Origin of the sequence: Aureimonas sp. AU22, from assembly GCF_001463745.1 — a bacterium.
Lineage (GTDB): Bacteria > Pseudomonadota > Alphaproteobacteria > Rhizobiales > Rhizobiaceae > Aureimonas.
This window is the reverse complement of the sequence record NZ_BBWJ01000063.1, coordinates 1-14,871: the sequence shown is the minus strand read 5'-3', so window position 1 is coordinate 14,871 and position 14,871 is coordinate 1. Positions and strand designations below refer to the sequence as shown.

The 14,871-nt window shown below is 69.4% G+C and carries 16 protein-coding genes; 10 read left to right on the top strand and 6 right to left on the bottom strand.

Annotated features, from left to right (window positions below; translation table 11 throughout):
- Positions 1–38 precede the first annotated feature (38 nt).
- Both AUL34_RS21405 and AUL34_RS21400 read right to left on the bottom strand, forming a co-directional pair.
- Complete coding sequence (locus AUL34_RS21405) at positions 39–1,088, bottom strand: ABC transporter substrate-binding protein (RefSeq protein ID WP_061938715.1); 1,050 nt, start codon at positions 1,086–1,088, stop codon at positions 39–41.
- A 110-nt stretch (positions 1,089–1,198) separates the two neighbouring features.
- Positions 1,199–1,747, bottom strand: coding sequence for a cupin domain-containing protein (locus AUL34_RS21400; protein ID WP_061938711.1), 549 nt, complete (start codon positions 1,745–1,747; stop codon positions 1,199–1,201).
- A 130-nt stretch (positions 1,748–1,877) separates the two neighbouring features.
- Here AUL34_RS21400 and hisD point away from each other — a divergent pair, with 130 nt between their 5' ends.
- Together hisD and AUL34_RS21390 are read left to right on the top strand one after the other, a co-directional pair.
- Positions 1,878–3,170, top strand: coding sequence for a histidinol dehydrogenase (gene hisD / locus AUL34_RS21395; RefSeq protein ID WP_061938708.1), 1,293 nt, complete (start codon positions 1,878–1,880; stop codon positions 3,168–3,170).
- 58 nt (positions 3,171–3,228) lie between these two features.
- The gene (locus AUL34_RS21390) at positions 3,229–3,915 is read left to right on the top strand and encodes a GntR family transcriptional regulator (RefSeq protein ID WP_082653565.1); all 687 of its coding nucleotides are present in this window, start codon (positions 3,229–3,231) and stop codon (positions 3,913–3,915) included.
- Between the two features lie 7 nt (positions 3,916–3,922).
- On the opposite strand, the gene AUL34_RS21385 is transcribed toward AUL34_RS21390, so the two are convergent.
- Positions 3,923–5,239 carry an aspartate aminotransferase family protein gene (locus tag AUL34_RS21385; protein ID WP_370539074.1) on the bottom strand — a complete coding sequence of 439 codons (1,317 nt, stop codon included), beginning with the start codon at positions 5,237–5,239 and terminating at the stop codon, positions 3,923–3,925.
- Between the two features lie 273 nt (positions 5,240–5,512).
- On the opposite strand from AUL34_RS21385, the gene AUL34_RS21380 reads away from it, so the two are divergent.
- Complete coding sequence (locus AUL34_RS21380) at positions 5,513–6,571, top strand: phosphotransferase (protein WP_061938705.1); 1,059 nt, start codon at positions 5,513–5,515, stop codon at positions 6,569–6,571.
- Here AUL34_RS21380 and AUL34_RS21375 read toward each other — a convergent pair.
- Positions 6,568–7,704, bottom strand: coding sequence for a CaiB/BaiF CoA-transferase family protein (locus tag AUL34_RS21375; protein ID WP_061938702.1), 1,137 nt, complete (start codon positions 7,702–7,704; stop codon positions 6,568–6,570). The two genes, AUL34_RS21380 and AUL34_RS21375, sit on opposite strands and share 4 nt — an antisense overlap.
- Complete coding sequence (locus tag AUL34_RS21370) at positions 7,704–8,921, bottom strand: acyl-CoA dehydrogenase (protein ID WP_061938699.1); 1,218 nt, start codon at positions 8,919–8,921, stop codon at positions 7,704–7,706. The genes AUL34_RS21375 and AUL34_RS21370 overlap by 1 nt, the downstream gene beginning before the upstream one ends.
- Positions 8,922–9,025: 104 nt before the next feature.
- On the opposite strand from AUL34_RS21370, the gene AUL34_RS21365 reads away from it, so the two are divergent.
- From AUL34_RS21365 to AUL34_RS21340, 6 genes are all read left to right on the top strand, one after another.
- Positions 9,026–9,928, top strand: coding sequence for a LysR substrate-binding domain-containing protein (locus AUL34_RS21365; RefSeq protein WP_061938744.1), 903 nt, complete (start codon positions 9,026–9,028; stop codon positions 9,926–9,928).
- A gap of 365 nt (positions 9,929–10,293) precedes the next feature.
- A complete protein-coding gene (locus AUL34_RS21360) occupies positions 10,294–10,572 on the top strand; it encodes a lipid asymmetry maintenance protein MlaB (RefSeq protein WP_061938696.1) in 279 nt (92 codons plus the stop codon).
- A gap of 23 nt (positions 10,573–10,595) precedes the next feature.
- Positions 10,596–10,964 (top strand): response regulator, encoded by a 369-nt coding sequence (locus AUL34_RS21355; RefSeq protein ID WP_061938694.1) that lies wholly within the window; start codon positions 10,596–10,598, stop codon positions 10,962–10,964.
- A gap of 5 nt (positions 10,965–10,969) precedes the next feature.
- Entirely contained in the window at positions 10,970–12,979 is a 2,010-nt protein-coding gene (locus AUL34_RS21350) for a chemotaxis protein CheA (protein WP_061938691.1), read from the top strand.
- A gap of 16 nt (positions 12,980–12,995) precedes the next feature.
- The gene (locus tag AUL34_RS21345; protein ID WP_061938688.1) at positions 12,996–13,487 is read left to right on the top strand and encodes a chemotaxis protein CheW; all 492 of its coding nucleotides are present in this window, start codon (positions 12,996–12,998) and stop codon (positions 13,485–13,487) included.
- Between the two features lie 55 nt (positions 13,488–13,542).
- Positions 13,543–14,193, top strand: a complete 651-nt coding sequence (locus tag AUL34_RS21340) for an MCP four helix bundle domain-containing protein (RefSeq protein ID WP_061938684.1) — start codon at positions 13,543–13,545, stop codon at positions 14,191–14,193.
- Here the strand turns inward: AUL34_RS21340 and AUL34_RS21335 are convergent.
- Positions 14,190–14,357: a hypothetical protein gene (locus AUL34_RS21335; protein WP_156421055.1), complete on the bottom strand. Its 168-nt coding sequence runs from the start codon at positions 14,355–14,357 to the stop codon at positions 14,190–14,192. The two genes, AUL34_RS21340 and AUL34_RS21335, sit on opposite strands and share 4 nt — an antisense overlap.
- 28 nt (positions 14,358–14,385) lie before the next feature.
- Here AUL34_RS21335 and AUL34_RS21330 point away from each other — a divergent pair.
- Positions 14,386–14,871: methyl-accepting chemotaxis protein (locus AUL34_RS21330; RefSeq protein ID WP_156421054.1), on the top strand; the 486-nt coding region annotated here is incomplete at its 3' end.

Genomic DNA, 14,871 nt, shown 5'->3' with positions numbered 1-14,871 from the left:
ATGAGGCCGGCGGGCAGCCGCCGGCCCCGCAGGTGTCGTTACTGCGCCACCCAGGCGTTGAAGCGGGTGTTCAGCGCCTCGATGTTGTCGACCCAGAAATCGGTGTCGAGGGGAATGGCGACGTCGAGATTGGCCGGGGCCGTCGGCAGCTGGGCGGAAACCTCCGGCTTCAGCATCTCGCCGGACGCCTTGTTGGGAAGGCCGTAGGCGATGTAGTCGGGCAGCTTCGACTGGTTCTCCGGAGCGCTGGCGAACTGGATGAAGTCGAAGGCGGCGTCCTTGTTGGGCGAACCCTTGAGGACGACCCACGAGTCGACCGCGTAGATCGAGCCCGGCCAGACGATCTGGAAGTTCTTGCCCTCCGACTTGTTGATGCCGGCGAGGCGCCCGTTATAGGCCGAGGTCATCACCACTTCGCCCGATGCCAGAAGCTGGATCGGCTGGGCGCCGGCCTCCCACCAGACGATGTCCTTCTTGATCGTGTCGAGCTTCTTGAAGGCGCGGTCGACGCCTTCCGGGGTGGCGAGCGTCGTGTAGACGTCCTTCGGCTCGACGCCGTCGGCGATGAGGGCGAACTCGAGCGCGTATTTCGGGCCCTTGCGGAGCGCCCGCTTGCCGGGGAACTTCGCGGTGTCGAAGAAGTCGGCCCAGCTCTTCGGCGCCTCCTTCAGCTTGTCGGCGTCGTAGCCGAGGCCGGTCGTCCAGACGATGGCGCCGACGCCGCACTCGCTGACCGCGGAGGGGATGAACTTGTCCTCGCCGCCGAGCTTCGACCAATCGACCGGCTCGTAGATGCCGTCGGCGCAGCCGAGCGCCAGTTCCTCGGCCTCGACCTGGACCGCGTCCCAGTTGGGCGTGCCGCCCTGCATCTTGGCCGACAGGACGCCGTAGCCGCCGTCCCACGACTCTTCCAGCACCGGCTTGCCGGTCTTGGCGGCGAAGGGCTTGAAGTAGATCTCGCGCTGGGCGTCCTGGTAGTTGCCGCCCCAGGAGACGACGGTCAGGTCCCGCGCGGCGGCGGGAGCGGCGGAAAGAAGCGTGGCGGCAAGAAGGCCGCCGACGAGGTTTCGAATGGCAGTCCGCGACATGGTGCTGTTTCCCCCGGCTTGTTGAACCGTTCAAAAGGAAGCACGAAAGGCCGCAAGCGCAAAATGCTTCGCGAAAGCGCTCGAAATAGTTTCCAGCGCTCGCGGCTTCGTCAATAGGTGGGTGGGGTGATGGCGCTGATCAGTTCGGCCGGCTCGTCGCCCGGATTGCGGAAGCGGTGCGGCGTCTCGCTGTCGAAGTAGTAGGCGTCGCCGGGGTGGAGGAGCCGCGTCCGGTCGCCAACGCAGACCTCGACCCGCCCGGCGGTCACGATGCCCGCCTCCTGCGCCTTGTGGGAGAAGGCCTGCCCCGTGTCGGCGCCCGGCTGGTAGGTCTCGCGCAGCATCAGGAGCTTGCGGTTGGGATGGTTGATGCCGACCATGCGGTAGGAGATGCCGTCCGCGCGGCCGATTTCGGCGAGATCCTCCGCCCGGTAGAAGGGCGAATGGGGCATGGCGTCGCCGAGCTCGGAGAAGAAGCCCGTGAGCGTCGAGCCCATGGCCTCCAGGATCGCGCCGAGCGTATCGACCGACGGGCTCATCCGGTCGCGCTCCAGAAGCGAGATGGTGGAATGGGCGATGCCGGACCGGGCCGCCAGCTCGCGCGTCGACAGCTGGCGGCGACGGCGCAGCTCGCGGATGGCGGCTCCGATGGCGGGCATGGTTCTCCCTTTCGCACTCGTCGCCCTGTAGCACGGCTGCTCATCATAATGAACGGCGCGCGCCATGCCATTGCCGGTGGATGGCGCTTCTGCGAGCGTCCTGCGCGCAAAACCAGCAGGAAGACCCCCGATGGCTCACGAGATCGACACCCTTCGCGCCCGCCTCCATTTCGTGAAGGCGCCGAAGCCGCAGGGGCAGACGCATGCGAGCGTCGCGGGCACCGTGGCCGAGGTCCTGGCGGCGGTGCGGGGCGAGGGCGATTCGGCCGTGCGGCGCTATTCCGCTGCCTTCGACAAGGTGGAGCCTTCGAGCGTCGAGGTGACGATGGCCGAGCGCGAGGCGGCGGTGGCCCGGCTCGATCCGCAGACCCGGGCCGACACCGAGTTCGCCATCGCCAACGTGCAAGCCTTTGCGCAGGCGCAGCTGAAGACGATCCTGCCGCTCGAGATCGAGCTGCGGCCCGGCCTCCATCTCGGCCACCGGGTGATCCCCGTCAGCCGCGTCGGCGCCTACGTGCCGGGCGGTCGCTATCCGCTCCTGTCGGCGCCGATCATGACCATCGTGCCGGCCAAGGTCGCGGGCTGCCCGGAGGTGATCGCCTGCCTGCCGCCGACGGCGGCGGAAGCCATGATCGCCGGCTGCCACCTGTCGGGCGCGGACCGCATCTTCCGCATCGGCGGGGCGCAGGCCATCGCGGCCATGGCCTTCGGGACCGAGACCATCCCGGCGGTGCACAAGATCGTCGGTCCCGGCAACGCCTACGTCAACGAGGCCAAGCGCCAGGTCTTCGGGCCGGTGGGCATCGACCAGCTGGCAGGCCCGAGCGAAATCTACACGCTCGCCGACGAGACGGGGAACGCGGAAATCATCGCGACCGACCTCCTCGCCCAGGCCGAGCACGACATCCACACCCGCGTCGGCCTCATCACCACGCACGCGCCGCTGGCCGAGGCCGTGATCGCGGAAGTGGAGCGCCAGCTCGAGACGCTGTCCACCGCGGGCGTCGCGCGCGTGTCCTGGGAGGCGCAGGGCGAGGTCACCGTCTGCGCGTCGGAGGCCGACATGGTCGCCTATTCCGACTGGATCGCCGCCGAGCACCTCCAGGTGCACACGCGCGACCCGCGAGCCTTCGCGGCCAAGCTCTCCGGCTACGGCTCGCTGTTCATCGGCACGAAGGCGAGCGTCGTCTATTCCGACAAATGCTGCGGCACCAACCACACGCTGCCGACCATGGGCGCGGGGCGCTACACCGGTGGGCTGTGGGTGGGCTCCTACGTCAAGATCGCCACGCACCAGTGGCTCGACGACGAAGGGGTCGCGGCGGTCGCGCCGCCGGCTTCCCGCCAGAGCGCGTCGGAAGGACTGGAGGGGCACCGCCGCGCGGCGGCGCTCCGCCTGGAGAAGCCCGAACTCTTCCGCTGACATCGTCGAGGCGCGGCCGTCATATATGATATGCTGGCCGCGCTTCGGAGGCTGTGGCGTGACCAAGATCGAGTACCGGACCCTCAACGACCTCGCCTACGATCGCATCCGCGACGGGCTGATGGCGGGCGGGTTCCATCCCGGGCAGGTCCTGGTGATCCGCAGCCTTGCCGAGAGCTACGGGATCTCGACGACGCCGGTGCGCGAGGCGCTGCAGCGCCTCGTGGCCGAGCGGCTCCTCGCGCTCCTGCCCAACCGCTCGATCGCGGTGCCGGCGCTGGAAGCGGGCAAATATGCCGAGCTCGCGCGCATCCGGTGCGAGCTCGAGGGGCTCGCGGCGGAACTTGCCGCTCCCCGCATCCGGAAGGCGGTTCTGCGGAAGCTGTCGCGGCTGGCCGACGACATGGACGAGAGCCTGGTCAGCCACGATCACGACAGCTATCGCCGGCAGAACCAGGCCTTCCACTTCGCGGTCTATGCCGAGGCGGCCTCGCCGCGCCTGATGGAGATGATCACCGACCTGTGGAGCCAGACCGGCCCCTACATGAAGGAGCTGTTCGGCGCGCCGGACTACGAGCCCAAGGCCAACGAAGCGCATCGCGCGCTCGTCGCCGCGCTGGAGCGGGGCGACGGCGCGGGCGCCCGCGCCGGGATCGTGGCGGACCTGAGGGTCGCGGGCGGCTTCCTGATCCCGCATCTGGAAGCGGTGGAAGCGGCGCGGCGCCGCGAGGCGGAGCCGGCCTGACCGGCGGTCAGGCGGTCGCCGTCAGGGCCTCGCCCAGAACATCCGCGAAGAGGTCGGCGTTCTCACGGGAGAAGACCATGGGGGGCCGGATCTTCAGGCTGTTGTGGTGCTGGCCGGAGACCGAGATCAGGACGCCGCGCTCGCGCATGGCGTTGACGACGCGCGAGGCGCGTGCCCGGTCGGGGGCCCTGGTCGCCCTGTCGGCCACGAACTCGACGGCCAGGAACAGGCCGACGCCACGCACGTCGCCGACGGCGTTATGGGCGGCGCAGACGGCGGCCACGCGCTCGAGAAGATAGCGGCCGGTATCCAGTGCGTTCTCCTGGAGGCGTTCGGCCTCGATCGCGTCGAGCACCGCCATGGCCGCGGCGCAGGACACGGCGTTGCCGCCGAACGTGTTGAAGTAGCGGGCGTTGCGACCGAAATCGGCGACCACCTCCGGGCGCATCACCACGGCCGAGATCGGCTGGCCGTTGCCCATCGGCTTGCCGAGCGTCACCATGTCGGGCACGACGCCATGGCGCGCGAATCCCCACATCGCCTCGCCCGTGCGCCCGAAGCCCGGCTGCACCTCGTCGGCGATGAAGAGGCCGCCCGCGGCGCGGATCGCATCCGCCGCCCCTTGGAGGAAGCCGGTCGGACCGGGCAGCACGCCGTCGCTGGTGAAGAGGGAATCGACGATCAGCACCGCCGGCTTGATGCCGTGTCGCTTGAGGTCCGCGATGGCGGCCTCGACGCCGGCGCGAAAGGCCGCGCCGACATCGACGTCGCCGAGATGATAGCGGTCGGGCGCCGGCACGGTGCGCACGTGGGACCCGAGATCGACGGATGCGCCGAGCGACGGCGAGAAGGCGGCCACGCTTTCCGTGATGCCGTGATAGGCGTTGGCGGTGACGATGACGCCGGTGCCGCCGGTGCGGGCCTTGGCGATGCGCAGCGCCAGATCGTTGGCCTCGCTGCCCGTGCAGGCGAACATCACCTGGCCGAGTTCGGCGGGGAAGGTTGCGACCAGCCGCTCGGCATAGTCGAGGATCGCCGTGTGAAGATAGCGCGTGTTGGTGGCGAGCACGCCGACCTGCGCGCGGATCGCCTCCACCACGCGGGGATGGCAGTGCCCGATCGAGGTGACGTTGTTGTAGGCGTCGAGGAAGGCGCGGCCCGTTTCGTCGTAGAGCCAGACGCCCTCGCCGCGCACGAGATGGAGCGGCGTCTCGTACATCAAGCGGTAGGCGGGGCCGAGCACGCGCGCGCGGCGCGCGACCAGCGCCTCGTTCTCCACCGACAAGTTGCCGCGTCCGGGAACGAAAGCGTTGGGCATGGACAGATCGGCAGTGGCGCTCATGCGAACTCCGGCTGGGTAGAGGGGCCTGGCGTCGATGCAGCCGCGACCTTCGATACATGATATACCATGCCGAGTGGCGGAGATAGATGGGAGGTGTGGGGTTCATGACCCCCAAGTGAGGACGGACCACGCGATCCTCACGGCGAAAACTTGTCCACGGTTCGTATATGGTATACCAAAAACTCTCTCGCGGCGGTGGTCCGCGCGCGTGTTCAGTCCCATCGCTACCAAAACGTCCCGATCGAAAGGCCGGTCATGTCCGCATCCGAGACCGCCGAGCCGCGATCGGCCTTCACCACGAGCGCGCCGGCCTTCGGGATCGCGGAGATCGAGGCTCTCGTCGCCGAGCGCTACGGGATCGAGGCCGAGGCCTCCCTGTTGACCAGCGAGCGCGACCTCACGGTGCGGCTCGACGTGGCGGACGGCCGACGCTTCGTCCTCAAGATCGCCAACGCGGCGGAGGACCCGGCGGTCTCCGCCTTCCAGAACCGGGCGCTGGAGCATATCGAGCGCACGGTTCCGGACGTGCCGGCCTCGCGTCTTGTGCGCACGCTGGCGGGGGAGGCGGAGTTCCTGGCCGAGCGGGGCGGGGAGCGCCACGTCACGCGGCTCCTGACCTGGTTGCCGGGACGGCCGCTCTTCGGCGCGCCGCGCACGCCCCGGCAGATGCGCTCGATCGGCACCTCGCTCGGGCGCCTGGCGTCGGGCCTTTCCTCCTTTTCCCATCCCGCCGCGGTCCACGAGATCGTCTGGGACATCCGCCGCTCGCCCGGGCTGATGGAAAGGACGCGGCATATTTCCGACCCGGTGTTGCGCGCCCGCGTCGAGGCGATCTTCGCCGGCTTCCGGGACGAGATCGCGCCGCGCGAACCGGGGCTTCGGGCTCAGGTGGTCCACAACGACTTCAACCCGTTCAACCTCCTGGTGGACGAGGCGGAGACGGACCGCATCACCGGCATCCTCGACTTCGGCGATCTCGTGGAGACCTGCGCGATCTACGATCTCGCCGTGGCCTCCGCCTACCAGGTGTCCGAGACGGGGCATCCGTTCGCCGCGATCGCGGAGCTCGTCGCCGCCTACCACGCCGTCCACCCGGTGCCGGTGGATGAACTCGACCTCCTGCCCGACCTCGTCGGCGTCCGGCAGGCGATGACGATCACGATCGGCGAATGGCGCGCCAGCCGGTATCCGGAGAACGCCGCCTATATCCTGCGCAACCACGCCAAGGCGAAGGCGTCCCTCGATCGCTGCTCCGGCGTATCGCGCCAGGAGGCGCGCGCCATGCTGCGCCGCGCCTGCGGATGGGACGCCTAAGGGGTTCCGAACCCATCGGTACCGCCGCTCCCGAGGCGCGGCGAGGGCCTTGCGAGCGAGAGTTCGGCCGCGCGGAAGCGGATCGGCGTGCGAAGACCCGGCACGCCGTCCGGCTCGATCCGCATGCCGCGATGAACGACCTGGGGGTCGGCGAAGACGTCGGCGAGCGTGTTGATGGGGCCGGCCGGCACGCCCTCGCGCTCCAGCGTCGCGAGGAGCGCGTCGCGGGCCATGAGAAGAAGCCGTCCTTCCATGACCTTGACCAGCGCGGCGCGGTTGGCGACGCGCGCCTCGTTGGTGGCAAAGCGCGGATCGGCGGCCAGACCCGCCTCGCCGATCACGTCCGCGAGCCGGGCGAACTGGCGGTCGTTGCCGCAGGCGATGACGACATGGCCGTCGGCGACTGCAAAACCCTGGTAGGGCACGATGTTGGGATGGGCGTTGCCGAGGCGCTTCGGGGGCACGCCGCCGGCAAAGTAGTTCAGCGCCTGGTTCGCGAGGACGCCTGTCATCGCGTCCATGAGGGCCATGTCGATGTGATCGCCGCGCCCGGTCCTGTCCCGGTGGGCCAGCGCCGCCTGAATCGCGATCACGCCGTAGAGGCCGGTGAAGATGTCGGCGAACGCGACACCGATCTTCTGCGGGGGACCGTCCGGCTCGCCGGTGAGGTCCATGATGCCGCCCATCGCCTGGATCATGAAGTCGTAGCCGGCTCGGGCGGCATAGGGGCCGTCCTGCCCGAAGCCGGTGACCGAGCAGTAGACGAGGCGCGGGTTTTCCTTCGAGAGCGTGTCGTAGTCGAGGCCGTATTTCGCAAGACCCCCGACCTTGAAGTTCTCGACGAGGACGTCGGCCTCCAGGGCGAGGCGCCGCACCAGGGCGCGGCCCTCCTCGGTCGCGAAGTCGGCGACCACCGAGCGCTTGCCCCGGTTGCAGGCATGGAAATAGGCCGCCGTGCGCTCGCCCTCATGCTCGATGAAGGGTGGGCCCCAGCGGCGCGTGTCGTCGCCTTCCGGCGCCTCGACCTTGATCACCTCGGCGCCGAGATCGGCGAGCGTCTGGCCGATCCAGGGGCCGGCGAGGATGCGCGCGAGCTCGAGGACCTTGAGGCCGGCGAGCGGCGTGTCCGACATCAGAAGAAGGCCTGGAGCCCGGTCTGGGCTCGGCCGAGGATCAGGGCGTGGACGTCGTGCGTGCCCTCGTAGGTGTTCACCGTCTCGAGGTTCTGGGCGTGGCGCATCACGTGGTACTCGCCCATGATGCCGTTGCCGCCGTGCATGTCGCGGGCTTCGCGCGCGATGGCGAGCGCCTTGCCGCAGTTGTTGCGCTTGACGATCGAGATCATCTCCGGCGCCATGCGGCCCTCGTCGAACACGCGCCCGACCCTTAAAGATGCCTGCAGCCCGAGCGCGATCTCGGTCTGCATGTCGGCGAGCTTGCGCTGCACGAGCTGCGTCTGCGCCAGCGGGCGGCCGAACTGGGTGCGCTCCAGCGTGTAGGCGCGCGCGCGGTGCCAGCAGTCCTCGGCCGCGCCCATCGCGCCCCAGGAAATGCCGTAGCGCGCCCGGTTGAGGCAGCCGAAGGGCCCCTTCAGGCCGGAGACGTCGGGCAGCAGCGCGTCCTCGCCGACCTCGACGCCCTCCATCACGATCTCGCCGGTGACCGAGGCGCGAAGCGAGAGCTTGCCCTCGATCTTGGGGGCGGAAAGGCCCTTCATTCCCTTGTCGAGCACGAAGCCGCGGATCGCCCCTTCATGGGCGTCGGACTTCGCCCAGACCACGAAGACGTCGGCGATCGGCGCGTTGGAGATCCACATCTTGGCGCCGTCGAGGACATAGCCGCCCTCCACCTTGCGGGCGGTGGTGCGCATGCCGCCGGGGTCGGAACCGGCGTCGGGCTCGGTCAGGCCGAAGCAGCCGATCCATTCGCCGCTGGCGAGCTTCGGCAGGTATTTGCGGCGCTGCGCCTCCGAGCCGTAGGCATGGATGGGGTACATCACGAGCGAGGACTGCACCGACATCATCGAGCGGTAGCCGGAATCCACACGCTCCACCGCGCGCGCCACGAGGCCGTAGGCGACATAGGACGCGCCGGCGCAGCCGTAGTCCTCCGGCAGGGTCAGCCCCAGAAGCCCGAGCTCGCCCATCTCGCGGAAGATCGACGGGTCGGTTTCTTCCCGCGCATAGGCCTCGACGACGCGCGGGCGAAGGCGCTCCTCGGCGAACTCTTCGGCGGTCCGCGCGATCAGCCGCTCGTCCTCGTCGAGCTGGTCGTCGAGGAGGAACGGATCGGCCCAGTCGAACGCGGCGCGCGACGGGACGGGCTGCGGGGAAGAGGGCAGGGCGGACATCACGGCTTCTCCTGTCGGTTCGGCCGGAGTGTGCGCGCCGTCGTGCGCCCGAGCAAACGATGATATCGGTTGGAAACATTCGCAAATTCGATGAACTCCACGCCATGCGCCCTGCCTACCATCCCACAATCGCCGAGCTTCGCGCCTTCGTCGCCTGCATGGAGAAGGGCTCGGTCACGGAGGCCGCGGACACCTTGTTCCTGACGCAGAGCACGGTGAGCCGTTCGCTGGCGCTCCTGGAGGAGAAGCTCGGCGTGCCGCTGTTCCACCGGGTGCGCAAGCGCCTCGTGCCGTCCGACGCCGGCCGCCTCTTCGCGGTCGACGCGGCGGCGATCCTCGACCGGCTCGACAGCGCGACGGTGAAGACCATGGCCTTCGGCGGCCGGCGGGAGATCCTGAACCTTGCCGCGCTGCCGACATTCGCCGCGCGCTGGCTGAGCCCGCGCCTCGTCGCCTTCTCGCAGGCCGAGCCCGAGATCAGCCTCAACGTCAGCGCCCGGCTCGGGCCCGTCAACTTCGAGGCGGAGGGGTTCGACGCCGCCATCCTGCGCTCCGGCACGCCGACCGGCCCCATGCGGGCGCTTCCCCTGCGGGCCGACCGGCTGCGTGCGGTGGCGAGCCCGCGGCTTCTTGCGGGACGGGACCTCGCCGACGCCGGCACGCTCCTCGGCCTGCCCCTCCTGCAGCAGGCGACGCGCCCGACGCTGTGGCTGGAATGGTTCCGCGAGGCGGGGATCGATGCGCGCGACATCCTGCGGGGCCACCGCTTCGACGAGTTCGCCATGGTGGTGGAGGGCGCGGTGGCGGGGCTCGGCGTCGCGCTGGTGCCCGATTTCGCGGTGGAGCGGGAACTCGCGGCGGGCCTCCTAACGCCCGCCTCGCCGCGCGAGATCGCGCTGCCGGCGCCCTATGCCCTTCTCCATCCGCCGCGCAGCCTGGAGCGGCCGGCCTTCGCACGGTTCCACCACTGGCTGCGCGAGACGGTGGCGCAGGAGGACGCACCCTGAGGGCGATTCTCCCGTTCCAGCATACCCTGTGAGACGGGGACCGCCCCGACATCGCGGCCGACGATTCCCGTTTTCGGATTGTGCGCCGCACCCAAACATCAACGAATGCGGCCAAGACGGGGCACGGCAAGGTTAGCGAAACGTAGAGCATCGGTTCGGCTTCGACGAGCGATCGCGCGGCATACTCTTCGGAAAATATAACGCAATCAATCTGTTGGGTAGATCACATACGGCAGCGGGCCTTCTCGTGCGGGCCCGGGCGCGGCGGCTGGGATGTTCGCGTCGAGATTGAATCAAAATGTATATTTTAACGTTTGGATTTTATCTTTCGATCGGCAAGCAACCGAACGGTCGGAACGACGTTAATGATGCCTTTTTCGCTCAAGGGCCCCTGCACCCTCTCGCAGGCCGAAGCGATCCATGCCGCGCTCGGTGAGCATCTGCTCGACCATGCCGGCGAAGCGCTGGTGATCGACGCGACCGCTGTCGAAGAGGCCGACGTCAGCCTCGTCCAGCTCCTCGTCGCCGCCGGCCGCACCGCGACCGCCCGCAACGTCAGCCTCGCCCTTCGACCCTCGCCGGCCGTCTCGGCGCTCCTCGCGCGCGCCGGTCTTGCCGGTTGGGCCGAGAGCGTGCGCGCGTAAGCATCATTCAAAGGTTAGATCCCATGGGCAAGCCCGTTCTCTGCGTCGACGACAGCGCGAGCGTCCGTCAGATGGTGTCCTTCACTCTCGAATCGGCGGGCTACTCGCCGACCACGGCCGAGGACGGCGTCGATGCCCTCTCCAAGCTGGCCGGCAACCGCTTCGCGCTCGTGATCACCGATCTCAACATGCCCAACATGGACGGCATCACGATGATCGGGAAGATCCGCACCATGCCCGAGCATGCCGGCATGCCGATCGTCATGCTGACCACCGAATCGGACGAGGCCAAGAAGGCCGCCGGCAAGGCGGCGGGCGCCACGGGCTGGATCGTAAAGCCCTTCGACCAGGCTCGCCTGCTTGCCGTCGTCAACAAGCTGATCGGGGCCTGACACCCATGAACAGCGGGAACGCCGTCGAGATCTTCCTGAACGAGGCACGCGACCTCCTGGAGCAGCTGGAAGCGGCGCTCCTCGACCTCGAGGCCCGTCCCGACGATGCCGAACTCATCAACACCACCTTTCGCGCGCTCCACACGCTCAAAGGTTCGGGCGGCATGTTCGGCCCGCCCGACATGGCGGCCTTCGCCCACAAGCTGGAGGACGCCTTCGAGAAGGTTCGTCGCGGCGAGGTGCCGCTGACGCCCTCGCTCGTGGGCGTGCTCCTGGCCGCCACCGACCAGATCCGCCGCCTCCTGTTCGAGCCGGCGCCCGAGCTCGCCGCCCGCAGCGCCGAGCTCGTGGACGCGCTCGGCCGCGAAGTCGGCGGCGAGCAGGCCGCAACGGCGCCGAGCGCGGCGAGCCCCGCCGCGTCGCCCTCGACCGCCGCGGACGCCGGCGCGCGCCGCTTCGCCATCACCCTGCGCCTGCCTGCCAACGCGCTTCTGTTCGGCACCAACCCCCTGGCGCTTCTCGACGAGCTGCGCGCGCTCGGCACTGCCGAGGTCGAGGCGATCACCGACGCCGTTCCCGAACTCGCGCTCCTGTCGCCGACCGACCTGCACCTTGGTTGGCGCGTCGTTCTGACGACGGCCCTTGGCCTCGACGCCATCGAGGACGTGTTCATCTTCGTGGACGAGCCGGGCGCCGTCGCCATCGAGGAGCTGGAGCCCGCCCGCGAGGCGTCGGCCGCCGTCGTCGCCGAAACGGCGTCGGCCGCCGAACCCGTCGCCGCCGTTGCGGCGACGCCCCGCGCCGCGGCGCCGGAGGGCGGCAAGGCGGAGCCGAAGGCGCAGGCCCAGCCGGAAGCCAGCGTGCGCGTTTCCGCCTCGCGTCTCGACACGCTGCTCGATCAGGTCGGCGAGCTGGTGATCGCGCAGGCGCGCCTCACCGCGCTCACCCACCAGCGCCACGATCCGGTGCTGACCGCGGTCGTCGAGGAAATCGAGCGCATCTCGGCGGATCTGCGCGACTCCGCGATGGACATGCGCATGCTGCCCATCGATTCCTTGTTCTCGCGTTACCGGCGCGTGGTGCGCGACCTTTCGACCGATCTCGGCAAGGAGATCGACCTCGTGCTTTCGGGCGAGGACACCGAGCTCGACAAGACCGTGCTCGACCGTCTCGGCGACCCGCTCGTCCACATCATCCGCAACTCGATCGACCACGGCATCGAGATGCAGGACAAGCGGCTTGCCGCCGGCAAGTTGAAGCGCGGCTCGCTGCGCCTCTCGGCCCGCCAGTCCGGCACCGAGGTGATCATCACCATCGAGGACGACGGCGCCGGTCTCAACCGCGGCCGAATCCTGGAAAAGGCGCGGGCCGCGGGGATCGTCGCCGAGGGCGTCACGCCCGCGGACCGCGAGATCGACGAGCTGATCTTCCATCCCGGCCTGTCGACAGCCGCCGCCGTGTCGAACCTGTCGGGCCGCGGCGTCGGCATGGACGTCGTCCGGCGCACGATTGGCGAGCTGCACGGCTCGATCGAGATCTCGACCGAGCCCGGCCGCGGCACGCGCTTCACGCTGCGCCTGCCTCTCACGCTCGCCATCATCGACGGGCTCCTGGTGCGCGTCGGCGAGACCAAGTGCATCCTGCCGCTCGCCAACGTCGAGGAGTGCGTCGAGCTCGCCTCGATCGAGCGCCGCAACTCCAACGGCCGCAACTTCGTCGACATCCGCAACACGATCGTGCCGATCTTCCACATGGACGCCGTGTTCGGCGGCACCGGGGGCGACGACGGGATCGTGGTGGTGGCCGATACGGACACCGGCCGCGTCGGCGTGGTGGTGGACCAAGTGGTCGGCCAGCACCAGACCGTGATCAAGCCCCTGTCGCCGCTGCACCGCGCGACGCCGGGCCTCGCCGGGGCTACGATCCTCGGCGACGGATCGGTGGCGCTCATCCTCGACATCAACTCCCTGGTCCGGCAGGCGGGCGCCCCGCGCGCCGACCGCCTCGCCGCCTGAGCCGGAACCCGACGCCATGAGCCAAGCCGCCGCAACCGATCCCGCCGCCGGCGCCCCGCCCGTGGACTTCCTGACCGTCTCGCTCGGGCAGGACGTCTTCGCCCTCAAGGTCGAGGCCGTGCACGAGGTGCTCGACCCGCCGCCGGTGACCACGGTGCCCAACGCGCCCGACTTCGCGCCCGGCCTCGTCAACGTGCGCGGCAACATCATGCCGCTGATCGACCTGCGCCGCCGGCTCGCCATGCCGCCGGTGGCCGACACGGAAAGCTCGCGCGTCATCGTCTCGCGCGTCGAGACGGCGGGCGAGGGCTTCTACGTCGCCATCAAGGCGGACGCCGTCCACGAGGTCGTCTCGCTCGACCGCGGCGCGGTGGAGCCGGTGCCTGAGAACGGCACGCGCTGGCCGCTGCGCTTCCTGTCGGGCGTCGCGCGGCAGGGCGGGCGCTTCGTGGTGCTGCTCGACCTCGAGACCGTGCTGCAGCCCGACCCGCCGCCTGCCCTGAACTGACTCCGACCTCTTCCGTCTCCCTTTCGCACTCCTCTTCGGACCCGGACCCATTCCGATGCGCGTCACCATCAAGACCAAGCTGATCTGCTCGTTCGGAGCGGTTCTCGCCCTTCTGGGCACCGCCGGCTATTTCGGCATCTCGAGCCTCGGCCAGAGCAACGACAACATGCGCGACTTCGTGGCGCGGCCCTTCGAGCAGACCGGGCGCATCAGCGAGCTGGCCGTCAACCTCCAGAGCCTTGGCCGCAACGTCAACGGCCTCCTGATGATGACCAGCGACAAGGCCAAGGCGGATCTGCGTGCGGCAGTCGAGACCCAGGTGGCCGACGCGTCCAGGCAGCTCCAGACCTATCGCGACCGCGTCCGCGCTTCGGACACCGCGACCCTTGCCAAGGTCGATGCTCTGGCCGCCGACCTCGGCACCTGGCGCGGAAGCGTCGTCGAGGTGATGGAGTTGTCCCAGGCCAACGGCACGGTGCGCGCCAACGAGCTCATGCGGGACGAACTGGCGCCGAACTTCCAGAACCTCAACGCTGCCATGGCGGCGCTGGGCACCGAACTCGCCACAGCCAACGGCGCACCGGCCCCGCGCGATCTCCTCGCCGGGATGCGCATGGACGTCGCCGGCCTGCGGTTCCAGGTCGCCAATCTCATCCTCCAGGACGACGAAGCGGTTCTGAAGTCCCTGAGCGACGACTACCGCTAGTCGACCGGCTCCATCCAGCAGTCGCTTGCCGCCCTAGAGCGCGAACTGGCCAGTTCCCCGTTCGCCGCGCGCACTGCGGCGATCTCCAACGCCTGGACCACGTTCAAGGCCTCGGCCGACAGGATCACGGCGCTGGGCGTCACCAACACCCAGGCCCGTGCCATCGCCCTCAACGTCGACAAGGTGCGCCCCGTGCTTCTGCGCATGCTCGACCAGATCACCGTGATGATCGGCGATCAGAAACAGATCGCAAGCGAGCTCGCCAACGACACGCAGGCGGCCTACGAGAGCACCCGCACCATGCTGATCGCGATCGTGCTCGGTGCCATCGCCATCGGCGCTGCGGCCGCCGCCTGGATGTCGATCTCGATCTCGCGCGGCTTGTCGCGCTCGGTGAAGCTTGCCGAGGACATCGGCGCCGGCGACCTCACGCAGACCGTCGAGGCGCGGGGCCAGGACGAGATCGGCGACCTGATGCGCGCCATGAACACGATGACGGAGAACCTGCGCGAGATCGTCGCCGAGGTGACCGCTTCGGCGAGCCAGGTGGCGGCGGGTGCCCAGCAGTCGGCGGCCACCGCCGAGCAGCTGAGCCAGGGCGCGACGGAGCAGGCGGCCTCGACCGAGCAGCTCGGCCAGGGCGCCAGCGAGCAGGCCGCGGCGACCGAGCAGGCGTCG

Coding starts and splice junctions, on each gene's coding strand:
- AUL34_RS21405 (WP_061938715.1), bottom strand. CDS start 1,088: ATGTCGCGGACTGCCATTCGAAACCTCGTCGGCGGCCTTCTTGCCGCC.
- AUL34_RS21400 (WP_061938711.1), bottom strand. CDS start 1,747: ATGCCCGCCATCGGAGCCGCCATCCGCGAGCTGCGCCGTCGCCGCCAG.
- hisD (WP_061938708.1), top strand. CDS start 1,878: ATGGCTCACGAGATCGACACCCTTCGCGCCCGCCTCCATTTCGTGAAG.
- AUL34_RS21380 (WP_061938705.1), top strand. CDS start 5,513: ATGTCCGCATCCGAGACCGCCGAGCCGCGATCGGCCTTCACCACGAGC.
- AUL34_RS21375 (WP_061938702.1), bottom strand. CDS start 7,704: ATGTCGGACACGCCGCTCGCCGGCCTCAAGGTCCTCGAGCTCGCGCGC.
- AUL34_RS21370 (WP_061938699.1), bottom strand. CDS start 8,921: ATGTCCGCCCTGCCCTCTTCCCCGCAGCCCGTCCCGTCGCGCGCCGCG.
- AUL34_RS21365 (WP_061938744.1), top strand. CDS start 9,026: ATGCGCCCTGCCTACCATCCCACAATCGCCGAGCTTCGCGCCTTCGTC.
- AUL34_RS21360 (WP_061938696.1), top strand. CDS start 10,294: ATGATGCCTTTTTCGCTCAAGGGCCCCTGCACCCTCTCGCAGGCCGAA.
- AUL34_RS21355 (WP_061938694.1), top strand. CDS start 10,596: ATGGGCAAGCCCGTTCTCTGCGTCGACGACAGCGCGAGCGTCCGTCAG.
- AUL34_RS21350 (WP_061938691.1), top strand. CDS start 10,970: ATGAACAGCGGGAACGCCGTCGAGATCTTCCTGAACGAGGCACGCGAC.
- AUL34_RS21345 (WP_061938688.1), top strand. CDS start 12,996: ATGAGCCAAGCCGCCGCAACCGATCCCGCCGCCGGCGCCCCGCCCGTG.
- AUL34_RS21340 (WP_061938684.1), top strand. CDS start 13,543: ATGCGCGTCACCATCAAGACCAAGCTGATCTGCTCGTTCGGAGCGGTT.
- AUL34_RS21335 (WP_156421055.1), bottom strand. CDS start 14,357: ATGGCACGGGCCTGGGTGTTGGTGACGCCCAGCGCCGTGATCCTGTCG.